The 21,988-nt window shown below is 42.6% G+C and carries 18 protein-coding genes and 4 tRNA genes; 5 read left to right on the top strand and 17 right to left on the bottom strand.

Features of this window, described 5'->3' with window-relative positions:
• Positions 1 to 812 precede the first annotated feature (812 nt).
• The 8 genes from E0H81_RS04715 to secA all read right to left on the bottom strand — a co-directional run bounded on the left by E0H81_RS04715 (position 813) and on the right by secA (position 7,220).
• Positions 813 to 889: transfer RNA gene (locus tag E0H81_RS04715), tRNA-Pro, on the bottom strand.
• A gap of 3 nt (positions 890 to 892) precedes the next feature.
• Positions 893 to 968: transfer RNA gene (locus E0H81_RS04720), tRNA-His, on the bottom strand.
• Positions 969 to 1,010: 42 nt separating this feature from the next.
• Positions 1,011 to 1,087: transfer RNA gene (locus tag E0H81_RS04725), tRNA-Arg, on the bottom strand.
• A gap of 44 nt (positions 1,088 to 1,131) precedes the next feature.
• Positions 1,132 to 1,208: transfer RNA gene (locus E0H81_RS04730), tRNA-Pro, on the bottom strand.
• Positions 1,209 to 1,358: 150 nt separating this feature from the next.
• Positions 1,359 to 2,426, bottom strand: coding sequence for a quinolinate synthase NadA (nadA, locus tag E0H81_RS04735; RefSeq protein WP_131316955.1), 1,068 nt, complete (start codon positions 2,424 to 2,426; stop codon positions 1,359 to 1,361).
• A gap of 150 nt (positions 2,427 to 2,576) precedes the next feature.
• Positions 2,577 to 3,797 carry a bifunctional glutamate N-acetyltransferase/amino-acid acetyltransferase ArgJ gene (gene argJ / locus E0H81_RS04740; RefSeq protein WP_131316957.1) on the bottom strand — a complete coding sequence of 407 codons (1,221 nt, stop codon included), beginning with the start codon at positions 3,795 to 3,797 and terminating at the stop codon, positions 2,577 to 2,579.
• Positions 3,798 to 3,956: 159 nt separating this feature from the next.
• Positions 3,957 to 4,316 carry a hypothetical protein gene (locus tag E0H81_RS04745; protein WP_131316959.1) on the bottom strand — a complete coding sequence of 120 codons (360 nt, stop codon included), beginning with the start codon at positions 4,314 to 4,316 and terminating at the stop codon, positions 3,957 to 3,959.
• Between the two features lie 183 nt (positions 4,317 to 4,499).
• Positions 4,500 to 7,220, bottom strand: a complete 2,721-nt coding sequence (gene secA, locus E0H81_RS04750; protein ID WP_131316961.1) for a preprotein translocase subunit SecA — start codon at positions 7,218 to 7,220, stop codon at positions 4,500 to 4,502.
• A gap of 339 nt (positions 7,221 to 7,559) precedes the next feature.
• On the opposite strand from secA, the gene E0H81_RS04755 reads away from it, so the two are divergent.
• The 3 genes from E0H81_RS04755 to E0H81_RS04765 all read left to right on the top strand — a co-directional run bounded on the left by E0H81_RS04755 (position 7,560) and on the right by E0H81_RS04765 (position 9,884).
• Entirely contained in the window at positions 7,560 to 8,201 is a 642-nt protein-coding gene (locus E0H81_RS04755) for a peroxiredoxin (RefSeq protein ID WP_131316963.1), read from the top strand.
• 274 nt (positions 8,202 to 8,475) lie between these two features.
• Positions 8,476 to 9,291 carry an MBL fold metallo-hydrolase gene (locus E0H81_RS04760; protein WP_131316968.1) on the top strand — a complete coding sequence of 272 codons (816 nt, stop codon included), beginning with the start codon at positions 8,476 to 8,478 and terminating at the stop codon, positions 9,289 to 9,291.
• Positions 9,292 to 9,302: 11 nt separating this feature from the next.
• A complete protein-coding gene (locus tag E0H81_RS04765; RefSeq protein WP_131316970.1) occupies positions 9,303 to 9,884 on the top strand; it encodes a dual specificity protein phosphatase family protein in 582 nt (193 codons plus the stop codon).
• A 19-nt stretch (positions 9,885 to 9,903) separates the two neighbouring features.
• Here E0H81_RS04765 and E0H81_RS04770 read toward each other — a convergent pair whose 3' ends face one another.
• Genes E0H81_RS04770 through trpA form a run of 4 tightly spaced genes read right to left on the bottom strand, consistent with a single transcriptional unit; the run spans position 9,904 to position 13,911 of the window.
• On the bottom strand, positions 9,904 to 10,944 hold the full coding sequence (locus tag E0H81_RS04770; protein WP_205677717.1) for an SPOR domain-containing protein: 1,041 nt from the start codon (positions 10,942 to 10,944) through the stop codon (positions 9,904 to 9,906).
• Positions 10,935 to 12,218: a bifunctional tetrahydrofolate synthase/dihydrofolate synthase gene (folC, locus tag E0H81_RS04775; protein ID WP_131316974.1), complete on the bottom strand. Its 1,284-nt coding sequence runs from the start codon at positions 12,216 to 12,218 to the stop codon at positions 10,935 to 10,937. The genes E0H81_RS04770 and folC overlap by 10 nt, the downstream gene beginning before the upstream one ends.
• Positions 12,215 to 13,111: an acetyl-CoA carboxylase, carboxyltransferase subunit beta gene (gene accD, locus E0H81_RS04780; protein ID WP_131268126.1), complete on the bottom strand. Its 897-nt coding sequence runs from the start codon at positions 13,109 to 13,111 to the stop codon at positions 12,215 to 12,217. Before accD ends, folC begins: the two co-directional genes overlap by 4 nt.
• A complete protein-coding gene (gene trpA / locus E0H81_RS04785) occupies positions 13,108 to 13,911 on the bottom strand; it encodes a tryptophan synthase subunit alpha (RefSeq protein WP_131316976.1) in 804 nt (267 codons plus the stop codon). Before trpA ends, accD begins: the two co-directional genes overlap by 4 nt.
• Positions 13,912 to 14,275: 364 nt before the next feature.
• On the opposite strand from trpA, the gene E0H81_RS04790 reads away from it, so the two are divergent.
• Complete coding sequence (locus tag E0H81_RS04790) at positions 14,276 to 15,607, top strand: Na+/H+ antiporter NhaC family protein (RefSeq protein ID WP_131316978.1); 1,332 nt, start codon at positions 14,276 to 14,278, stop codon at positions 15,605 to 15,607.
• A 44-nt stretch (positions 15,608 to 15,651) separates the two neighbouring features.
• On the opposite strand, the gene E0H81_RS04795 is transcribed toward E0H81_RS04790, so the two are convergent.
• Positions 15,652 to 16,689 (bottom strand): AraC family transcriptional regulator, encoded by a 1,038-nt coding sequence (locus E0H81_RS04795; protein ID WP_131316980.1) that lies wholly within the window; start codon positions 16,687 to 16,689, stop codon positions 15,652 to 15,654.
• A gap of 135 nt (positions 16,690 to 16,824) precedes the next feature.
• Between E0H81_RS04795 and E0H81_RS04800 the strand changes: the two genes are divergently transcribed.
• Positions 16,825 to 17,703, top strand: a complete 879-nt coding sequence (locus E0H81_RS04800; protein ID WP_131316982.1) for a metal-dependent hydrolase — start codon at positions 16,825 to 16,827, stop codon at positions 17,701 to 17,703.
• 101 nt (positions 17,704 to 17,804) lie between these two features.
• On the opposite strand, the gene E0H81_RS04805 is transcribed toward E0H81_RS04800, so the two are convergent.
• The 4 genes from E0H81_RS04805 to E0H81_RS04820 form a co-directional block, all read right to left on the bottom strand.
• A complete protein-coding gene (locus tag E0H81_RS04805; RefSeq protein WP_131316984.1) occupies positions 17,805 to 18,797 on the bottom strand; it encodes a DUF2804 domain-containing protein in 993 nt (330 codons plus the stop codon).
• A 173-nt stretch (positions 18,798 to 18,970) separates the two neighbouring features.
• Positions 18,971 to 19,489, bottom strand: coding sequence for a DUF1543 domain-containing protein (locus E0H81_RS04810; protein WP_131316985.1), 519 nt, complete (start codon positions 19,487 to 19,489; stop codon positions 18,971 to 18,973).
• Positions 19,490 to 20,013: 524 nt separating this feature from the next.
• Positions 20,014 to 21,258 (bottom strand): tryptophan synthase subunit beta, encoded by a 1,245-nt coding sequence (gene trpB / locus E0H81_RS04815; protein WP_131316986.1) that lies wholly within the window; start codon positions 21,256 to 21,258, stop codon positions 20,014 to 20,016.
• Complete coding sequence (locus E0H81_RS04820; protein ID WP_131316988.1) at positions 21,239 to 21,883, bottom strand: phosphoribosylanthranilate isomerase; 645 nt, start codon at positions 21,881 to 21,883, stop codon at positions 21,239 to 21,241. The genes trpB and E0H81_RS04820 overlap by 20 nt, the downstream gene beginning before the upstream one ends.
• Between the last annotated feature and the right edge of the window lie 105 nt (positions 21,884 to 21,988).

Raw genomic sequence — 21,988 nt, forward strand, 5'->3', positions numbered from 1 at the left:
ACTACTCTCTTTACAAGAATAGTCAACAGGTTTTGTTGATTATTTCCAAACCTCTTCAAGACTTCCAGATTTTACCCTTCAGGCTAAATCCTTGTTTCTCAACAAGTTTTAATCAACATCACCGCCGATGGATGTGCATTCTACAGTATTTCAGGGCAGCTGCAACCCCTTTTCCGCATTATTTTACCAATAATCTTTCGACTGTTTATTTATTCTGCAAAATCGAGCGATTTTCTTATTTTTAAGTTTAAATTCACAACGTTTTTGGCTTAAACCTTACAAACCAGCTAAATAAAACCCAAATCCGCATCATTTTATTATTTTCATTTCTGTTTTTATATCCTGCATTCATCATATTCTTATTCACCTTCAAACCAGAGAATCAAACTCACTGCTAAATACAATATAGACCAGTAAAAAATACATAAAATCCAAATAGAGTCGCCAGATCTAAAAAAAATCACCCATCAAACAAATCAACACAACGAAGCTTTTTTTATTTTATTTAAGAAAATCCTTTCATGTGCTAAATGAGCTCCCTCCCTGCTCAACTGGTTTTATATTGCATCCTCGACAATGATTAAATTGCTTCTGATATTTAAATTGTGATCACTAAAGATTATTCAAACCATTTGAATGTTGAATGTTGAATGTTGAATGTTGAATGTTGAATGTTGAATGTTGAATGTTGAATGTTGAATGTTGAATGTTGAATGTTGAATGTTGAATGTTGAATGTTGAATGTTATTATTAAATTTCAGGCATAAAAAAACCGCATTTAAGCGGATTATTTATATCATCTTTTAGAAAGATGGTCGGAGCAGTAGGATTCGAACCTACGACCCCCTGGTCCCAAACCAGGTGCGCTACCAAGCTGCGCCATGCTCCGAATTGGGGTGAATGATGGGATTCGAACCCACGACAACCGGAATCACAATCCGGGGCTCTACCAACTGAGCTACATCCACCGTTACAACATTTCAGATTCTAAAGTATCAAGCTACCATAAATGGTGCGCCTGACAGGATTCGAACCTGTGACCATCCGCTTAGAAGGCGGATGCTCTATCCTACTGAGCTACAGGCGCATGAACTATGATATAAATACCACAAAACCTTCGCCTTGAAGAATTGGTCGGAGCAGTAGGATTCGAACCTACGACCCCCTGGTCCCAAACCAGGTGCGCTACCAAGCTGCGCCATGCTCCGATTCATCTTAGCTTCATACTGCACTTCATGCGGTACGGTGTGCATTCTAGGCGTGACGCTTCGCAACGTCAACACCTAGAGTTAAAAAAAATCAAAAAAACGCTTCGAATGTATATTTATCAAGCACTTTAGCCATTTTATATACAATTATTAGCGTTTTAAATTGGTACTGAAGTTTAACATGCGATCAAGAGGTAATTTAGCGCGTTCTGCAAGGGCTGGATCGACGTGTATTTCTTGATCACCCTTTTGTAAAACCGCTAAAATTCCATCCAATTCGTTCATTGCCATCCAAGGACAATGTGCGCAAGAGCGACACGTTGCGCCTTCGCCTGCTGTTGGCGCCTCAATCAAAATCTTATTTGGCACGGCTTGCTGCATTTTATAGAAGATGCCGCGGTCGGTTGCCACAATCAAACGTTCATTTGGCAGCGTTTGTGCCGCTTTAATCAATTGCGAGGTACTTCCCACCGCATCTGCGATATCCACCACTGATTCTGGTGACTCTGGATGCACCAAAACGGCTGCATCTGGATAAAGAGCTTTCATGTTGGCAATGCCACGAGCGCGAAATTCTTCATGCACGATACAAGCGCCATCCCAAAGCAACATGTCTGCACCGGTTTTCTTCTGGATGTAACGACCGAGATGCTGATCTGGAGCCCAAATAATCTTTTCACCCAAACTATCTAGATGTTCAATAATTTCGACTGCACAGCTCGATGTCACCACCCAATCAGCCCGGGCTTTGACGGCTGCGGATGTATTGGCATATACCACCACAGTATGATCAGGATGCGCATCACAGAACGCAGTAAACTCATCGACAGGGCAACCTAAATCCAGAGAACAGGTCGCTTCTAGCGTTGGCATCAACACGGTTTTTTCAGGAGAAAGAATTTTCGATGTTTCTCCCATGAATTTCACACCCGCCACAACCAAGGTTGAAGCGGGATGGTCACGGCCAAAACGTGCCATTTCCAATGAATCTGAAACACAGCCACCAGACAGTTCAGCCAGTTCCTGAACTTCGGGATCGCAATAATAGTGAGCGACAAGGACAGCGTCGCGTTTTTTGAGTTCTGCGATAATTTGCGCAAACTTTTCCTGTTTGACTTCATCACTCAAATGAATATCTTTAGGCTCGCCTAAACGATCTAAATGCGCCTGCACAATCGATTTAGCCTCATTGGCAATTAAATTGGTCGCATCATTCATAAACGTATTCTCTATCCTTAGTGCTTGTTAGACTAGAAGCAGTACACTCAATTCACCGATCAGAATGGCAGCTTGCTTTTTTGACCAGTCATTAAAAACTTTACATTATAAAAAAGCCTCACTACGGAGGCTTTTTTCATTCAACTAAACTTAAGAACGGTAATCTGCATTGATCTTGACATAGTCATAAGACAGATCGCAGGTATAGACCGTGTCTTTAGCCTGACCTCGTCCTAAATCAACACGAATGGTCATTTCAGCTTGAGACATCACACGCGCGCCAGCTTCTTCCGTATAGTCCGCTGCCGCACCACCATCTTTGCAGATCTGTACATCATCTAACCAAACCTGGATTTTTTCAACGTCTAAATTTTTAACACCGGCATAACCAATCGCGGCAAGAATACGTCCCCAGTTTGGATCAGACGCAAAAAATGCAGTTTTCACCAAAGGTGAATGCGCAATGCTATAGGCAATATCGCAACATTCCTGGGTATCTGCACCGCCTTCTACTGCCACAGTAATGAATTTGGTTGCACCCTCGCCATCACGAACAATCAGTTGTGCTAGACGCTTCATCACTCGGATTAAAACATCCAGAACCGCAGCATAACGTGCATCATCAGTCGAGGTGATTTCTGCACCACCAGCTTGACCAGTCGCTACAAAAATACAGGAGTCATTGGTTGAGGTATCGCCATCGACCGTAATACGGTTGAATGAAACGTTTACTGTTGTTTTTAACAGCTGCTGTACCAATTCACGGCTGATTGGTGCATCTGTGGCTACATAGCTGAGCATGGTCGCCATATTCGGGCGAATCATGCCCGCACCTTTTGAGATCCCGGTCATGGTATACATCAGGCCATCTAGCTCAAATTGTTCAGATGCACCTTTAGGTAAAGTATCTGTGGTCATAATGCCAGTCGCGGCATCTAACCAGGCATCATCGCGTAATGAATCCAGTGCCGGTTGCAGGCCTGTCATTAAACGTTCAATAGGCAATTGCTCACCAATCACCCCGGTTGAAAAGGGTAAAATTTCACTTGCAGATACGCCAGCAAGTTCAGCCAGTTTCACACAAGTCGCTTCAGCATTCGCCATGCCGATTTTACCAGTACCTGCATTGGCATTACCGGTATTAATCACTAAATAGCGTGGATTGCCTAGCTGAAGATGTGCTTTGCAAATATGTACCGGCGCAGCACAAAATGCATTTTGGGTAAATACACCGGCCGCATTGGAACCTTCAGCAAATTCAAAAATGACCAGGTCGCGTCGGTTCGGATAGCGCACATACGCTTCAGCTGAACCAATTTTCACACCTTTAACCACATGCATCTGTGGCATTGTTACGTCGCCGACCGCCATTTTTAAACTTCCAAATAAGTTCGTGATAAAAACACAGCTTAGTAGAAATTGGCTAAAAAATCGAGCAGAACACTTGGTTTGATTTATTTTTTATCGGATTGAGGTTTCCACGCACAAAAAAAACCAGTCCGCAGACTGGTTTTAAAAAATAGCATCGGTTTAGTTAGATGCTAATTGGGTCGCTTCTGACAATAATACCTGTTTGGCTTTTTCTTGACTTGCTGGAGACAAAGCAGGGTTTGAAGCCACTATACGGTTCACATTGGCCGCATTGGCTGCAGTCACCGCTGCAGTTTCCAATACCACTGGACGTTGATTCGGATTAGCAAAAGTATAACGGATACCAGTGCGTGGGCTTGCAACTGTAATGTTACCGTCTTGAGCAACTGCCGGAGCTGTTGTTGCACCACGGGCAGCCTGTACTTTGTCTACGGTTGTGGTTTGAGCTGCATTATTTGCAAAAGTCAAAGTAGGAATAGCTAAAGCTGCAATCATCAATGGTTGTAATACTTTTTTCATTGTCTTTTCCGCTTTTCAATGTTCGATATGCAACTAAATACCATTTAATCTAATTCTCTGCAAACGTATTCACATCTTGAAAAACTAAATCGTGTATTTAGAAAGAATTAAAAAAGCCACTTTAGATCGCCCCTCTTAACCAACAAGAGGAATATTTAAAGTGGCTTCACAGTCTGGGTAAAATTAAATTTTACCGTGACATTGTTTGTATTTTAAACCTGAACCACATGGGCATGGCGCATTACGACTTGCAGGTGGAATAATTTCTTGCTCATCGACTGGCGTATATTGTGCATCCAGGTCTTCAGCCGTATCACCGATTAAGCCATCCACTTCCGCATGAGAAAGATTCAACTGCATCGCTTCAGCTTGAGCCTGTTTCTGTGCTTCCATTTCAGCCAATTCTTCAGCTGTAGGCACATGTACACGTGAAAGGTCAGTGATCACATCCGACTTGATCACTGCAAGCATATTTACAAACAAGTTAAATGCTTCTTTCTTATACTCTTGCTCTGGATTTTTTTGTGCATAGCCACGTAAATGAATGCCTTGACGCAAGTAATCCATTGCCGCCAAATGTTCTTTCCAGTGACGGTCCAAAGCGCTTAACATGAAATGACGTTCCAGCATGGCTGCAGATTCATCACCCATTTGCTGACGACGATCACGATAGCGATTCACAATTTCATCAGAAATACGTTCAACCAAAGCTTCTTCATCTAAACGGCGATCTTGTTCCAACCATTGATTCACCGGCAAATCGATGCCCAGATCATCACGCAATGCACGTTCTAAACCGTCAATATCCCATTGATCATGAATTGATTCAGGTGGAATATAATTCGCAATTACACCTTTGATCACTTCATGATGCATTTCTTCGATATATTCTTGCAAAGTACTTTCAGTAAGCACTTCATCACGCTGTGAATAAATAATCTTACGTTGTTCATTATTCACGTCATCGTATTTCAACAGGTTCTTACGAATGTCGAAGTTACGTGCTTCTACTTTACGTTGCGCATTTTCGATCGAACGTGACACCATTTTGTGTTCAATGGCTTCATCTTCTTGCAAGCCCATCGCACGCATCATGCCAACAACACGGTCACCCGCGAAGATCCGCATCAGATCATCTTCAAGCGACAGGTAGAAACGCGAAACACCCGGGTCACCTTGACGTCCGGCACGACCACGCAACTGGTTATCGATACGACGAGATTCGTGACGTTCTGAACCAATAATATGCAAACCGCCAGAACTTAACACCATTTCATGGTTTTGTTCCCATTCGGCTTTTAAGCGTGCTTCATCTTCAGCGGTATAATTTTCAATTTTGGCCAGTTTGGCTTTCCAGTTACCGCCGAGCAAAATATCGGTACCACGACCCGCCATATTGGTGGCAATGGTTACCGCATTGGGTGAACCCGCTTGCGCAATAATGTCAGCTTCACGTTCGTGTTGTTTTGCATTCAACACTTCGTGAACAATACCGGCTTCTTTCAATTTATCAGAAAGAATTTCACTGGCTTCAATGGTTGCTGTACCAATCAGGATCGGCGCAACACCTGCTTCATGAATATTTTGAATTTCTTGAATAATCGCGTTGTATTTACCATTACGGTTTAAATAAATTAAATCGTTTTGGTCATTACGGATCATTGGACGATGCGTTGGAATCAGCACGACATCCAGACCGTAAATTTCTTTCATTTCCGCAGCTTCGGTATCAGCAGTACCGGTCATACCTGAAAGCTTTTTGTATAAACGGAAATAGTTCTGGAAAGTAGTGGTCGCAAGGGTCTGGTTTTCAGGTTGAATTTCCAGACCTTCTTTTGCTTCAACCGCTTGGTGCAAGCCTTCTGACCAGCGACGACCCGGCATGGTACGACCGGTATTTTCATCCACAATAATCACTTCATCATCATTGATGATGTACTGGACATTACGTTGATAAAGATAATGCGCACGAATGGCAGCTGAAACATGATGAACCAAGTTCAAGTTAGCCGATGAATACAAGCTCTCGCCTTCTGCCAGCAAGCCCATTTCAATGAGTTCTTGTTCAACGGTTTCATAACCGACTTCTGTCATTTCAACAGAGCGTTGTTTTTCATCAATCCAGAAGTGACCGCCATCTGGTACTTTTTCTTCTTTTTGCGGGGTCAATTTTGGTGGAATGCTATTGATTGCAGCATAGAGTTGTGAAGAGTCATCACTTTGACCGGAAATGATCAAGGGTGTACGTGCTTCATCAATCAGGATCGAATCGACCTCATCGATAATGGCATAACATAAGCCACGCTGTTTTTTTTCTGCCAGCGAAAACACCATGTTGTCACGAAGATAGTCAAAACCAAATTCGTTGTTGGTACCGTAAGTAATATCGGCACGATAGGCTTCGGCTTTTTCGCTCGGATTTTGCATTGAATAAATAATACCAATGCTTAAACCCAAGAATTCGAATAATGGGCGGTTGAGTTCGGCGTCACGTTGTGCCAAATAGTCATTCACGGTGATGACATGCACCCCTTGACCACTAATCGCATTTAGATAACACGCCAAGGTACCCATCAGGGTTTTACCTTCACCGGTACGCATTTCTGCAATTTTACCTTCGTGAAGGGTAATACCACCAATCAGCTGTACATCGTAATGACGCATCCCCATGATTCGTTTTGCCGCTTCGCGACAAACCGCAAATGCTTCAGGCAATAATTTATCCAGGCCATCGCCCTTGTTATATCGTTGTTTGAATTCTTCAGTTTTTGCAGATAAGTCTGCATCGCTTAGTACAGATATCGTCGGCTCGAGCGCATTAATCTTATCTACGATTTTACGCATGCGTTTGAGTTCGCGCTCATTTTTGGTACCGAAGATGCCTCCGATCAGACTTGCCAACATGAATAGACTCTCTAAATCTTGCTTGTCGAATGAATAAATTTTTTCTCAGTCGTTATTATGGTGCTAGAAATTTGAAGTACAAGGGTTTTGCACAAAACCCATAAAAAAATTCTGATCATTTGTTCTAGCACATGACAGCTAAGGAAAACAATGTAACAAATTTTAAACAGCCAATATAGTCATTAAATCCGTCATTTATACAGATTTTACAAATCAGACCCAGGCTGTATATTCCATTTCCTCATAAAGAAATACAAAAACGCTATTTTCCTTGGAAAAAAAATTGCGCCATATTAGATCTCATCAAAGTTTATAACAAATAATTTGAGGCAATAAAAAATGGCATTACGTCTAGGCGATACCGCACCCAATTTTGAGCAGGACTCAAGTGAAGGCACCATTAATTTCTATGATTTTTTGGGTGACAGCTGGGGGGTTTTGTTTTCCCATCCTGCCGACTACACTCCGGTCTGTACCACTGAACTTGGCTATACTGCAAAGCTGAAAGATGAATTTGATAAGCGTGGCGTAAAAGCCATTGCCCTGTCGGTTGATGATGTTGAATCCCATAAAGGCTGGATTAACGACATTAACGAAACGCAAAACACTGCAGTGAATTTTCCGATCATTGCCGATCAAGATCGTAAAGTGTCTACGCTTTATGACTTTATCCATCCGAATGCCAGTGAAACTTTGACTGTGCGTTCTCTGGTGATTATTGATCCAAACAAAAAGGTGCGTTTAATTATTACCTATCCTGCCTCTACGGGCCGTAACTTTAATGAAATTCTACGTGTCGTCGATTCACTTCAACTGACGGATAATCATAAAGTAGCGACCCCTGCCAACTGGCAACAAGGTGAAGATGTGGTGATCGTGCCTTCTCTTCAAGATGAGGACGAAATCAAACAACGTTTCCCTAAAGGCTATACGGCGGTTACACCTTATTTACGTTTGACGCCACAGCCTGAGAATACTTAAAGCACTGCTTTAAGTATTCGCAAGACAAGCGAAGCGCGTAGTACAAGATAAGCAAAGCACTACTTTGCCCTGAGGAATACATTCCGCAAGAAGAGAAGAAGCTATGCCTCAATTGTCAGGAAATAAATAAATGACGAGCCAGATCCTGATCTTGCTAAAGCCTCTCTTAGGACGGGCTTTTTTATTGGGCTAATCAATTGAATTACAAAATCAAGTTGGTGTTTATATCAGCGACAGTTTATAAATACGCCTAATCATCTTAAGAATAAATATTGTGATTTATAAGATTCATCATTTGCACTGTGGCACCATGTGCCCGGTTTGTGGTCCACTGTTTGGACAAAAAGGTTTACATGCCAAAGTAGTTTGTCATTGCCTGCTACTCGAGACCGATCAAGGATTGGTTCTGGTTGATACTGGCCTCGGCATACAGGATTATCTGCATAGCAAAGCCCGCTTAGGCAACCTGGTTTCGCGTTTAGGTCGGATAGAAAACAATTTAGAACTGACTGCCATTGCACAAATCCAGCGCTTAGGCTTTAGCCCGCAAGATGTCAGGCATATTCTGGTTTCACATCTGGATTTTGATCATGCCGGTGGTATCTCAGATTTTCCGCATGCCACCGTACATGTGCTGTCCAGTGAATATAATGCAACGCAAAATTTTTTCTCCCTAAAAAATAAAGCACGTTATAAGACCCAACAATTTAAACAGCATCGTTACTGGAATTTTATTGAACCGAATCAAGGTGAAGCCTGGTTTAACCTGCATCAGGTGCAAGGTTTTAATTTATTTCAGGATGAAATTTTATTGATTCCGCTGTTGGGTCATAGCAAAGGTCATTGCGGGATTGCCATCAAACAAAAGGATGGCTGGCTGTTCTTCTGTGGTGATGCTTACTATTCACACCGACAGCTTAATCCCAAAAACAAACTCCGAACTTTGGATAAACTGGAACGTGTCTTTGCCGAAAACAATCAGATGCGCCTAGATAACTTGCATAAAATTCAACAGCTGGCACAAAGCGAAAAAAGCATTGAAATTATCTGTGCGCATGATCCTGTTGAATTGAAACGTTATCTCGCATGAATAAAAGACGTATGAATAAAAAAATAGCAGCTGCCCTTTTACTGAGTAGCTCAAGTTTGGTGGGATGTATCACCTCACCTGCACTTTCCTTGGAGCAGCGTCCTCCACACTGGGGAACCATGCTGAATCAAAAAGATAATTTTTATCAAATTAGCGAGCAGGTGTTTCGTAGTGAACAGCCCACGGCTGAACTGATTCCACAATTAAAAGCACATGATATTGATGTGGTCATTAATTTAAGGTCAAGAAATAAGAATCTGGCTGTACTGCCCTCCACAGATTTTAAATTGGTTCATGTACCCATTCACACCTGGGCCATGTCCCGTGAAGATTTATTGCAGGTTATGCAACAAATTCAGCAAGCCAAAGTACTCAATCAAAAGGTTCTGATTCACTGTTATCACGGTTCAGACCGCACCGGTGCAAGTGTAGCCATGTACCGGATTATTTTTGAAAACTGGAAAATTGAAGATGCACTGAATGAAATGAAACACGGTGGTTACGGCTTTCATCCGGTTTGGATTCATATTGAAAAAATATTCAGCCCTAAAAATGTAAAATGGATTCAACAGCAACTGTCGAATCCATCTTAGTTTTTGGCTTAAGCTCAATTTAACGCTTATCGAGTGGCACCCATTCAATCACCCAAGCCGATTTCATATTTAGGCTCGCATCATTGTTGATTTTCTTGCGTGCAGCATCTGCTGCATCCCGGTTTTTCGATGGCCCAACCATAATTCGAACACCTTTCGATGTTGGACTCTTGGTGACTTTATAACCTTTGGCACGTAACTTGGATGCAACTGCGTCTGCATTGGCTTCATTGGCTGCCAAAGCCACTTGTACCATCCATTGTTTGTCGCCATTTTCCAACAGATCACGTGCTTTTTCAGCCTCTGCCTGTTTAGCCGCTTCAGCTTTTTTCTTCGCTTCTGCTTCATGCTGAGCTTGTGCTTTTTTCTTTTTTGCTAGTGCTTTCTGTTCAGCTTCATTCTTTTCAGCCGCTTTACGTTTTACTTCGGCTTCATGTTTAGCTTTATCGTCAGCTGCTTTTTTCTCTGCTGCTTTCTTTTCAGCCGCTTTTAGATCCGCTGTTTTTTTATCAGCTTCAGCTTTACGTTTATCTTCAACTGCTTTCTTATCAGCATCAGTTCGCTGTTGTTGAGCTTTCTGCTGATCTAACTTTTTTTGCGCAAGCAGCTTTTCATCAGCTAAACGCTTTTGTTTCACCTTTTCATCTTCCACCAGTTCAGGCGGAATATTATCCGAGCTTTGCTGTGCGCCAGCACGATGGGCATTTAAAGCCGCATATTCTTCTGCCGCTTTACGTGCAGCCTCTGCTTCAGCCTGTTGCTGCATCACTAAAAATTCAGCGGCACGTGCTTCTTGTTCTGCAACCGCTTTTTCGCGCGCACGGCGTTGCTCTTCAAGCAAACGCTTTTCTGTTTCCACATCGACTGTTAAAGCCTGCAGCTGAACCATTTCACCTTCTGTACCAGGCTTTTGCTGCGTGACCTGAGCTGCAAGCTCTGGGGTCTTAAGTTCGTTTTGATATATTTCTTCTTTGCCTTTCAGGAGCAATGCTGTCAATAAAACACCACCACCTAATAAAACAACGCCACCCATCCAGCGTTGTTTGCTATTCATTGACATTCTTCCAAATACTCCCACACCGCTTCTAAGGTATGAAATGAACCACATACCAAGATCAGCTGATTATTTTTAGTTTCATTCAGCGCTGATTTAAAAGCCAATTGAACACTTTCGAAGTGCTGTACTGTTTCACCCTGTAACGCTTCATCGAGCTGTTCAATTTTAGCTGCTCGCGGAACCGTTAATGGCGCAATTTTCCATATTAAAACAGTATCTTTCAACAACTCTGCGACAGAATTGATATCTTTATCCGCCAACATGGAAAACACACTGATCACTTCTGTGTACTGTTTATTGTATTCCAGGAATTTTCGCAACTGATTTAACAAAAATTCTACGCCATGCGGATTATGTCCGGCATCAAAGATTACCGTTTTGCCCTGAATCTGGCGAATTTCAAAGCGACCTTGCAGGCGTGCCTGTCCAATTCCTTGCACCATTGCTTCTTGAGTCACGGTTAAGCCACTGACCAAAATTGCAGCCACCGCCGTGGAAATATTTTCCAGCGCCAAAGTGCCTGTCGGTAATTTTAAGGTCGTGCCTGAAGAGGCAAACATCCACGACTGACCATCGTCATTATATTGATAGAAATAATCACGATCAGCCACATACAATGTCGCATTGCATTCATTGACTTTATTTTGTATGGCTTGCGGCAAAGTTTGTATACCCGCAAAGATCACAGGAATATTCGGACGAATAATGCCGGCTTTTTCAAAAGCAATTTTTTCAATCGTATCGCCCAGCCAATCGGTATGGTCTAAACCGATATTGGTAATCACAGCGACATCAGGATCAATTACATTGACTACATCGAGACGGCCACCGAGTCCGACTTCCAGCACCCAGACATCACATTGCTTGGTTTTAAAAATAACAAAGGCTGCCAGTGTGGTGGCTTCAAAGAAAGAAAGGGTTAAATCACAATCACGACGGGCTTGATCCACTTGCACAAACGCATCCACCAAGGTCTGGTCATCCACTTCAATGCCCGACAATTTCACCCGTTCGTTAAAACGGTAAATATGCGGTGATTGATACAAGCCGACCTTATAGCCCTGCGCATTTAGAATGGCAGCCAAAGTGGTTGTGGTTGAGCCTTTACCATTGGTTCCCGCTACGGTCAGGACTTTTGCCTGTGGACGTGTCACACCCAGCTTTTCAGCCACTGGAATGACGCGTTCCAGACCTAAATCAATCCCCGTAACGTGAACATGGCTCCAATAATCGAGCCATGTGTTTAAAGAGTCTGTTGCAAGTGGTGCTGTGTTCAAGGCAAATTCATCAGTTTCGCGACAATACGATATACAGTATCACGTAATGCGTGACGATGAACAATTTGATCGATTACACCATGATCAAGCAAATATTCTGCACGCTGGAATGGTTCTTCCAGTTTTTCACGTACGGTTTGCTCAATTACACGTTTACCCGCAAAACCAATCATGGCTTTAGGTTCAGCGATATGTACATCACCTAACATTGCAAGTGAAGCGGTTACGCCGCCATAAACTGGATGGGTTAGTACCACTAAATACGGCAATCCTGCATCTTTCATACGCTGAATCGCGGCTGCAGTACGGGCCATTTGCATAAGTGACAACATGCCTTCCTGCATACGCGCACCACCAGATGCCGCGAAACAAACTAAAGGCTGTTTCTCTTTAATGGCACGCTCAGCGGCTTGCACAAAACGGTCACCGACCACAGTACCCATTGAACCGCCCATAAAGTCGAATTCAAATGCACATGCGATTAAAGGAATGCCTTTTAGCAAACCTTGCATGACCACTAATGCTTCAGTTTCACCGGTTTTCTTTTGCGCTTCAGACATACGGTCCGGGTAGGCCTTGCTGTCGACAAATTTCAGTGGATCTTTGGCAACAAATTCCTGACCTAGTTCATTTTGAACCTGATCGAAGAACCAGTTTAAACGGTCGCGTGCTTTCATACGCAAATGTTCGTCGCATTGCGGACAAACATAAGCGTTAAATGACATCGCGGTACGTGTAACCAGTGCGTGACACTCAGGGCACTCAATAGTTGGCTCTGTAAAGGTTGCTTTGAGTGCGGTTTGCTCATCGGGGGTGTGAATACCCGGAACATGACGTTCCGTCCACGGCGTCGCTGGGCTAAGAATTTGGCCTGCTTTCACTTCTTGATTCATACTAACTCATCGAGCGCAGCTCGAAGCTCCTTGACTTTATTAACCGTTTCAACAACAGCTTGTTCTGGCGCCAGGTTGGCAAATTGTTTGACAAAAGTACTGCCCACAATAACCGCATCAGCCGCTACACCCATTGCTTTCGCAGAGGCCGCATCGCTAATACCAAAACCCACACCAACAGGAATATCAGTCACAGCTTTAATTTTCTGGATACGGGCTGCCGCTTCAGCTACATCTAAAGTTGCTGCACCGGTTACCCCTTTCAAGGACACATAATAGATAAAGCCGCTGGCTTGTTTCGCCACATACTCAATACGTTGATCAGTAGAGGTCGGTGCAAGCAGGAAAATTTGATCCATGTCGAATTTTTTCAACACATCACCCAAAACTTTTGCTTCTTCAGGCGGTAAATCCACTAGAAGTACACCATCTACACCGCATTCATTCGCATAGGACACAAACTTTTCATAACCAATCACTTCGACCGGGTTTAAATAACCCATCAAAACCACGGGTGTTTCTGTATCTTTCTGGCGGAACTCTTTCACCATGTTCAAAGCGTCTAGGGTATTGGTTCCGCCTGCCAATGCGCGTTCTGCTGCAAGGGCAATTACCGGACCATCTGCCATAGGGTCTGAAAATGGAAGTCCAAGTTCAATCACATCTACCCCTGCCTCAACCATTTGATGTAACAATGGAACAGTTACTTCTGGATGAGGGTCACCAGCCATTACATAAGAAACTAGCGCTTTACGCTGCTGAGATTTAAGCTGTCCAAAACGAGTGGCTAAACGTGACATAAGGCTATGCTTTCCTTGAATTATTTAAAAACTGAGGAGTTGGCTTTGTAGAAATACAAGACAACGCATTGTAACGCTATTTTTTACTCATTGAATAGAGTGCAAACATTTCGCGCTACATTAGACTGACAATCTCATTTTTTCAGAACAATCCGAGTACACCATTTACTGATATTTACGATTTTTTCTCAATGATCAAAGATGCCTAATTTTGCTATTTAAAAAAATATCCAATATTAAGATAAACTTATTTTTATTGGTAAAAAATTGATAAAAATAATTGAGTTAGCTTTTACATTTAAAGTTTTATCTAATAGCAAAACCTGCACTATACTACGCACGATTTTTATTTTTCTTATTTTATATGACTCCCGAATCCCAAGGTAAAGTGCAGGCGCGCGCGCTGGCACTGCTACCTCTTATTGTATTTTTAGCCATTTTTTTAGGCAGTGGTCTCTATCATTCCCTCATTGGCACCGAGTTTGCTTTTTACCAGGTTAAAGCGCCTGTGGCGGCTCTGCCGGCCATTATTCTTGCCGTATTGCTTTACCGTGGAAAATTAAATTCAGCCATTGATGAGTTTTTAAAAGGTGCCAGTCATCCCAACTTAATTCTAATGTTTATGGTGTTTATGCTGGCCGGAGCATTCGCCAGTACCACAAGTAGCATTGGCAGTGTCGATGCGACCGTGCAATTGGGCCTGTCAATTATCCCGCCGTCCTTTGTCCTGCCAATGCTGTTTATTGTTTCGGCATTTATCGCAACCGCGATGGGGACTTCCATGGGCACCATTGCTGCCTGTGCGCCGATTGCTTTTGGTTTTTCCCAAGTCACCAATATTGAAGCCGTCTATGCCATTGGTGCGGTGGTTGGCGGTGCCATGTTTGGTGATAACCTGTCGATGATTTCAGACACCACCATTGCCGCAACCAGCAGTCAAAAAGTTCAGCTACGCGATAAATTCAGAGTCAATGTCTGGATTGCGGTTCCTGCCGCGATCCTGAGTATTTTGATTTATGCATTGATTAGCCATGACTCACAAACCATTGCATACAAAGATTATGACCTGTGGCTGATTTTGCCTTATGTGGCGGTGTTCTTTCTGGCTTTCTCACGCTTGCATGTACTGGCGGTTTTAACCTTAGGCATTGTACTTTCAGGTCTGATGGGCATTATGGTCAGCCCCGATTTTGGCGTCTTAAAACTCAATACTGCGATTTATGATGGCTTTGTAAGCATGTTCGAGGTTGCGCTGCTTTCGATGTTCTTGGGTGGTTTATCTGCGATTATGCAAAAAGAAGGTGGACTGCAATGGCTCATCCAACGCATTTACAGTATGACCCGTTTATTTAAAGTTGGACGCCAACGTGCCGGTGAATTGGGATTAAGTTTTCTGGTGATATTCGCCAATTTATTCGTTGCCAACAATACCGTTGCGATTATTCTGTCTGGCGACATGGCCCGTGAAGTGGCCAAGGAATACGGCATAGAACCGAAACGTGCTGCAGCATTGCTCGATATTTTCTCCTGTGTAGTACAGGGCCTGATTCCCTACGGGGCGCAATTGCTACTTGCCTGCTCTATTGCGAAAATGTCCCCTATCGAGCTGATCGGTAATATTTACTATTGCTGGGTCTTAGCCATCATGGCGATCCTGGCCATTGCATTGCGTTTCCCTCGATTCAAACCCGCTTAATTTTAATATCCATGTCAAAAGCGACCCAAGTAGGTCGCTTTTTTTTATGACTCAGGTGATGCTTTCAACTGTTGTTTCTTTTGTAATAAGGTGTGGCCGCTATATGCTTTATAAGCACGTGCCAAAGCAGACTGATCCGAATAGCCCAATTGCATGGCAATATCGGTCAATTGCATATCCTGCTGCAACAACTGATCACAACGTTTCATTCGCTCCGCCTCAACAATCTTTTTAAATGATGAATCGAGGTCATTCAATTGCCGCTGCAGTGTCCGTGCAGATACATGCAATTCATTGGCAATCTGCTCAATCTTGGGTGCGCTATTTTGCACACGTAAATATTCAGCCACCCGCAGATGAATGTGCTGATCTAAACTTTCATAACTGTGCCTGGAAGCAATCGCTTCTTCTGCCTGACGCAGTAAAAGTTGCATTAAAGAAGGGTCAGCCAGTTCCGATTTTAAATCCAGACTGTCAGAACTAATCACAAAAGAATATTGGGTATGACCAAAGCTGACTTCACAGCCAAAAAACTTTTCATAATGATAACGCGCCATCTGCGGAGCATGCGCAAACTGCATACTCAGCAATTGCAGCGATGCTGGAAAAATTTGCTTGCCCAAATGTGCCATACATGCTGAAGTCAGCTCATTAATCATCGCATATCGTTCATCATGGAGCGGCCAGGAGAGATAAATCTCTTTATCCTGATGCAGCATTTGTATGGGAATGACTGCTGCCCCATCAATCACCAAGCGGCTAAAACGAATAATATTGTGCAAAGCTTCGGCCACACTATTACTACGTGAGGCCATATAACCCAACACACCAAAATGTTCAGGACGAATCAAGCGGGCCATTTCCAAAACCAGTTCTGGGCAATGGACGTGTTGACGGGTGAGTTCCACCACATCGAGGAAAAATGAATAAGTCGATTGCGAATCGATAGGCAATGACAATACATGACGCAATTGCGCTTGATGCTGCTGCAAAAATGACAAGGCAAAAATATCCATTCCTTGCTGCAGCAAATACATATTCAGCAGCTGAAAATAACCATTGGGAATCTGTAGTTCTTGCACAACGCATCCTTATTTTTTTGACATTTTAAATTTTCAACTTGGCGTAAAATGTATAAAAAATGGCAAGTACTGTCAAAACAAAATTGAAAAAGCCCGACATACTGCATTCATCCAAGGCGATTGAAGTAAAATAAAATGAATGCTCTTGCCCAATATCAAGTTGAACCGGTGGTTCGCAGCAATCTTGACTTTAAACTGAATGAAGTGCCGCGTTTTTGGTTCGGAGGTGATCCGTTTATTACCCGCATGTTTGATGCGCTCAGCCTGACTTTTCCCGATGGTGAACGCTACTTTATTCAGTCGGTACGTTTGTTCCGCGACCAGATTACCGATCCAGACTTAAAACGGCGTGTGGCTGATTTTATCCGTCAGGAAGCGCAGCACGGGATCGCGCATGAAAAAATGAATCAGGTTCTGAAAGATCAGGGAATGCCCGTCGATCAATTTATTCAGCGTTTAAACAAAATATTTAAGTTTGAGCTGGAAAAACGCTCACCGCAATACAACATTGCCATGACGGCTGCGGCCGAGCATCTGACTGCCTTAATGGCAGAAACCTTTTTCAGTTCTAAAGCGACAATAAGAGAGGGCCATCCTTATGTTCGCGCACTGTTTGCCTGGCATGCGATTGAAGAAATGGAACATCGTGATGTAGCGTTTGATGTGATGAAACAGGTGGGAAATGTGCCGGAGTCTATGCGCAAATTCACACTGGCATGGACAACAGCCTTAATGTTCGGCTTTACGCTTTACCGCTCCAATGTGATGTTAAAGTATGATGGCTTCACGCCCTTGCAACGCCTGCAAATGAATATTCGCGGCCTACCGTGGTTCTTTGGGAAAAACGGTACGCTCAGCAAAATGAGCAAGCAATATCGCGACTGGTTTAAAAAAGACTTTCACCCTAGCCAGCATCCTGTGATTGCCCAATACGATGTCTGGGTAAAAACCCTGGAAGAAACAGGTGATCCAATCCAAGCTGGAGAAGCTTTTTGGCAGGCTGCTAAAGACTAATCATATTTATTGTATTTAATATTTATTCTTTAATTTTAATATAGTTATCACTCACCTAGTCCGTATAAATATGGACTAGTTTTTTATCATTTTACAATGTATTACCACTTGGCATAATGCTGTTCTAACAAGCCATATTCATTTAACAAAATAATTTCCTGATCACCTTGCTGAATGGTTCCGCTAATTTTGGCTTGCCATTGACTGAACTGACTGCCGACCAGTCTTAGATTCAGGTTTTCATAGCGTCGCCAACCGGTTTTCACATCTAAATTTAGCTTTTCATCCAGTGAACGAATAGTCCAGTGATCATCCTCCTGATGCTGAAATAAAATGTCGCTTAAGGGATATAAAATGCCATTAATCCATAGGCAGTTTTCGTTGCCAAAACTTTCATTTACCCCTGATGCCAAATTCAATCCGATACGATTATTTTGCGAATCCCAAAAATTACAGGATAACCAGAACCAGGCTGTTTCTGGACGTAAAAAACCACAGGTGTCATCGAGTGAAGCAAAGGTTTTTTCATGAAACTGTATGGTTTGACCCTGCTTATTTATGAAAAAACCTTCACAGCCCAAAGTTGTAAGTTTTTGGGTGTAAGTCCAACCATTGATCCCTGTCGGGCTACACATGCTTAAAGGATCTGTACCTGCACAGAATATCCGCGCACTTAGCTTGATTTCACCATGTTTAGTCACATGGATATAACGCACACCATTGGCATGTTGAATATCGATTTGAAAAGGCGACTTGGAGAAAAAACTCTGGTTATAAAGCGGTTGTTCATCAACCACGGTATGCCGCGAAAAAAAGTTAATTGCATTCCACTCTAAAACTTCAGAACGCTGATGATCATAAATATAGAAAAAACCATGTCCTGCCCATGCGATATCGGCTATGGCCAGACCAATAGTGTAATGTTCATGTTGAATACAGCAAAATTTAAATTTCTTATATTTTAACCGTTTACGCCAGCCTTTTAAGACTTCCCCATAAGGCGTCTTATACTGGTATTTATTTAAATCGATGGTCTTTGGGAGAGTACTAAAACGTCCATAATGCGGTTGTCCATTTGATTGAATCAAATCCATTTATCAAATTCCATCTAGCTAAGAGATCACAAATCCTTAACCTTATTATGCCCATATAAATTCAACTTAAAAGTATCAACACCCTTCTTTTCGTCGAAAATATATAAAAAGATATATTATTCCCAGATGTTTAATATTTTATAAATATAATTTATTAATCAAGTAGATATAAATCAGTGATCAGATAGCATTAAATACGTATTTTCCCATCTATTTCCGCTAAATTCACCTTGCACCAACTGCACATAACGGCCATGCACTTGGTCGATCGCAATACAATCATCTACATCCAACACACGGTCGGTATGCTGTTTTTGCCAATGCTGTGCAAAGTATGCTTTACCACGTTGTTTTGCCACCATGGCATTTTGCGCCACCACCAAAATATAGCGATGCAATTCGCCAAACTCCCGGGCATCATAACCGCCCAGATTAATTAGAAAAAGCTTTTGTTCAGATGAATTTGGCTGTGCGTTACTGAATTGAATTTGATATTTTTCACCCTCAAATTCCACGCCATGGATTTGCGCCCAGGCATCAATGTGCAAACCTTTTTGCTCGCCAAACCATGCTTGTTTTAATTGAGGATAGACTTCTTCAAGAGAATCACCGATTGCCAGTACCACATCATGGACTTCTGTATTGGCACGTGCATGACGACCACCGAGCATGACGATAAATAGGCTGGGCATGGTTTTACTCCTTAAAACTCAGGGAAATGAATAGCTATATGATAAGTAATTTTAAGAACTTATAACTTGTAGTCAAAATATGATATGCGTTGGCGACAGGGATGTCGCCCGTTGAGCAGCATTACATGGATGTAATGTCTGCTCAACAAAATGGTTTTGTTACTTTTGCCGAAACAAAAGTAAATATAAGTTCCACATCTTGAAACCTAAACTTAGTGTTTATCAGTTGTCGATCATTAAAGTTCTTTATCTATATATCAAAATCACACATGCACTCATTTTTTCTTTTTACATCACTTTTCATTCATAAGTGGTTCTTTACTTTTGAAAGATCAAAAGTAACAAAAATCTTTTGTAAGGCTGAAGGTATATCCCTATACCTCAGCCTTACGGCGACATCCATGTCGCCTTCACTTTATTCATGTTTTAGACAAACTTCTATTTCAAAAAAAATCGTGCTGAGTTTGCACCCAACACGATTTTATAACTCACCACCCCCCCTAGGGAGAAGCTTATAGAAGAAGTTACATCTCAACCATTTCTACGCCATCAATACGGGCAACCGTCATTAGATCTTTATCACCACGACCTGAAACCGTCGCAATAATGATTTGGTCTTTAGACATGGTTGGCGCAAGTTTAGATACATAAGCCATGGCATGTGCACTTTCAAGCGCTGGAATAATCCCTTCGATTTGAGTCAAATCACGGAAACCTTGCAGCGCTTCCTGGTCATTAATTGGCACATATTTCACGCGATCCATATCTTTTAAGAAACTGTGTTCAGGACCCACACCCGGATAATCCAGACCGGCTGAAATTGAATGTGTTTCAATGATCTGACCTTGCTCATCCGACATCAAATAAGTACGGTTACCATGTAGCACACCGACATGACCTGCATTTAGCGGCGCAGAGTGTTTACCGGTTTCAATACCATGACCTGCGGCTTCAACACCATACATTTTCACATCTTCATCGTTCAGGAACGGATAGAACAAGCCCATCGCATTAGAACCACCACCGACACATGCAACCAGTGCATCAGGCAAACGCCCTGCTTGCTTCTGAATCTGTTTACGTGCTTCACGACCAATAATCGACTGGAAATCACGAACCAGTTGCGGATATGGGTGTGGACCAGCCACAGTACCAATCACATAATAAGTTGAATCAACATTGGTCACCCAGTCTCGCATCGCTTCGTTCATGGCATCTTTCAATGTTTTTGAACCGCTTTGCACAGGCACAACAGTCGCACCCAACAAACGCATGCGGTATACATTCATGGCTTGACGTTTAACATCGTCTGCACCCATGAATACCACACATTCAAGTCCTAAACGTGCAGCAATCGTAGCTGTTGCTACACCATGCTGACCTGCGCCAGTTTCGGCAATAATCCGTTTTTTACCTGAAAGTTTTGCAAGCAGTGCCTGACCAATGGTGTTATTGATTTTGTGCGAACCGGTATGATTTAGGTCCTCACGTTTTAAGTAAATTTGTGCACCGCCTAACTCTTTAGACCATCGTTCAGCGTGATAAAGTGGACTAGGACGACCTACATAGTAGGCTAAATCACGGTCGAATTCTGCCAAAAACTGTGCATCATTTTTCATGCGGAAATAGAGCTTTTCTAGATCCTCTAATGCTGCCATCAGTGTTTCTGACACAAAACGTCCGCCATGGATACCGAAATGCCCACGCTCATCGGGGAATTGGGTATAGTCAGTCACCTGATCTTTCTGATTAACAGTTTGCTGATCCACGCTGGACTCCTTGCATAAAGTGTTCAATGAGTTGTTGGTCTTTTATACCTTTTGCGGACTCTACGCCTCCGCTGACATCTACTGCATAAGCCCTAGTCGTCTTTATAGCGTCTTCAATATTTTCAGGTTTTAAACCGCCTGCCAAAATTAAAGGAACATTCAGTGTGGGGAACTGTGACCAGTCAAAGCTGTGCCCTGTTCCACCTTTTAGCTCAGGATGCCAGGCGTCTAATAATACTGCGCTTGCACCTGCATGTTGATAGCTTTTTATGGCTTTTATGATATCTAGCTCAGGTTTAACCTGAATGGCTTTATACCAACGGCATTTGGTTTGTAATGCAATCTGCTGACATTGCTCTGCAGTTTCATCACCATGAAACTGCAACATATCCAAAGGTACTTGTTCTAGAACCTGAGTGATTTCATCGGCTGTTGCATTCACAAATAAACCTACGATTTGTACATAAGCAGGAATATGCTTTGCCAGCTCTTGGGCTTGTTGAATAGTCACACTTCTTGGACTGGGTGCGTAGAAGACAAAACCAATCGCATCCACCCCTGCATTCACAGCAGAATGTATATCTTCTATTCGTGTTATTCCGCAAATTTTGGCACGGGTTCGCATACACTTCGCTCTAATTCTTTGGCTTAAACTTTGCCCGGCTTATAGTCAGTCTATAAATATGGGGGCGAATCATTGTAATGCAATTTTAAAAGCTTGAGTAAAGTT

The sequence above is a fragment of the Acinetobacter terrestris genome, from assembly GCF_004331155.1.
GTDB lineage: Bacteria > Pseudomonadota > Gammaproteobacteria > Pseudomonadales > Moraxellaceae > Acinetobacter > Acinetobacter terrestris.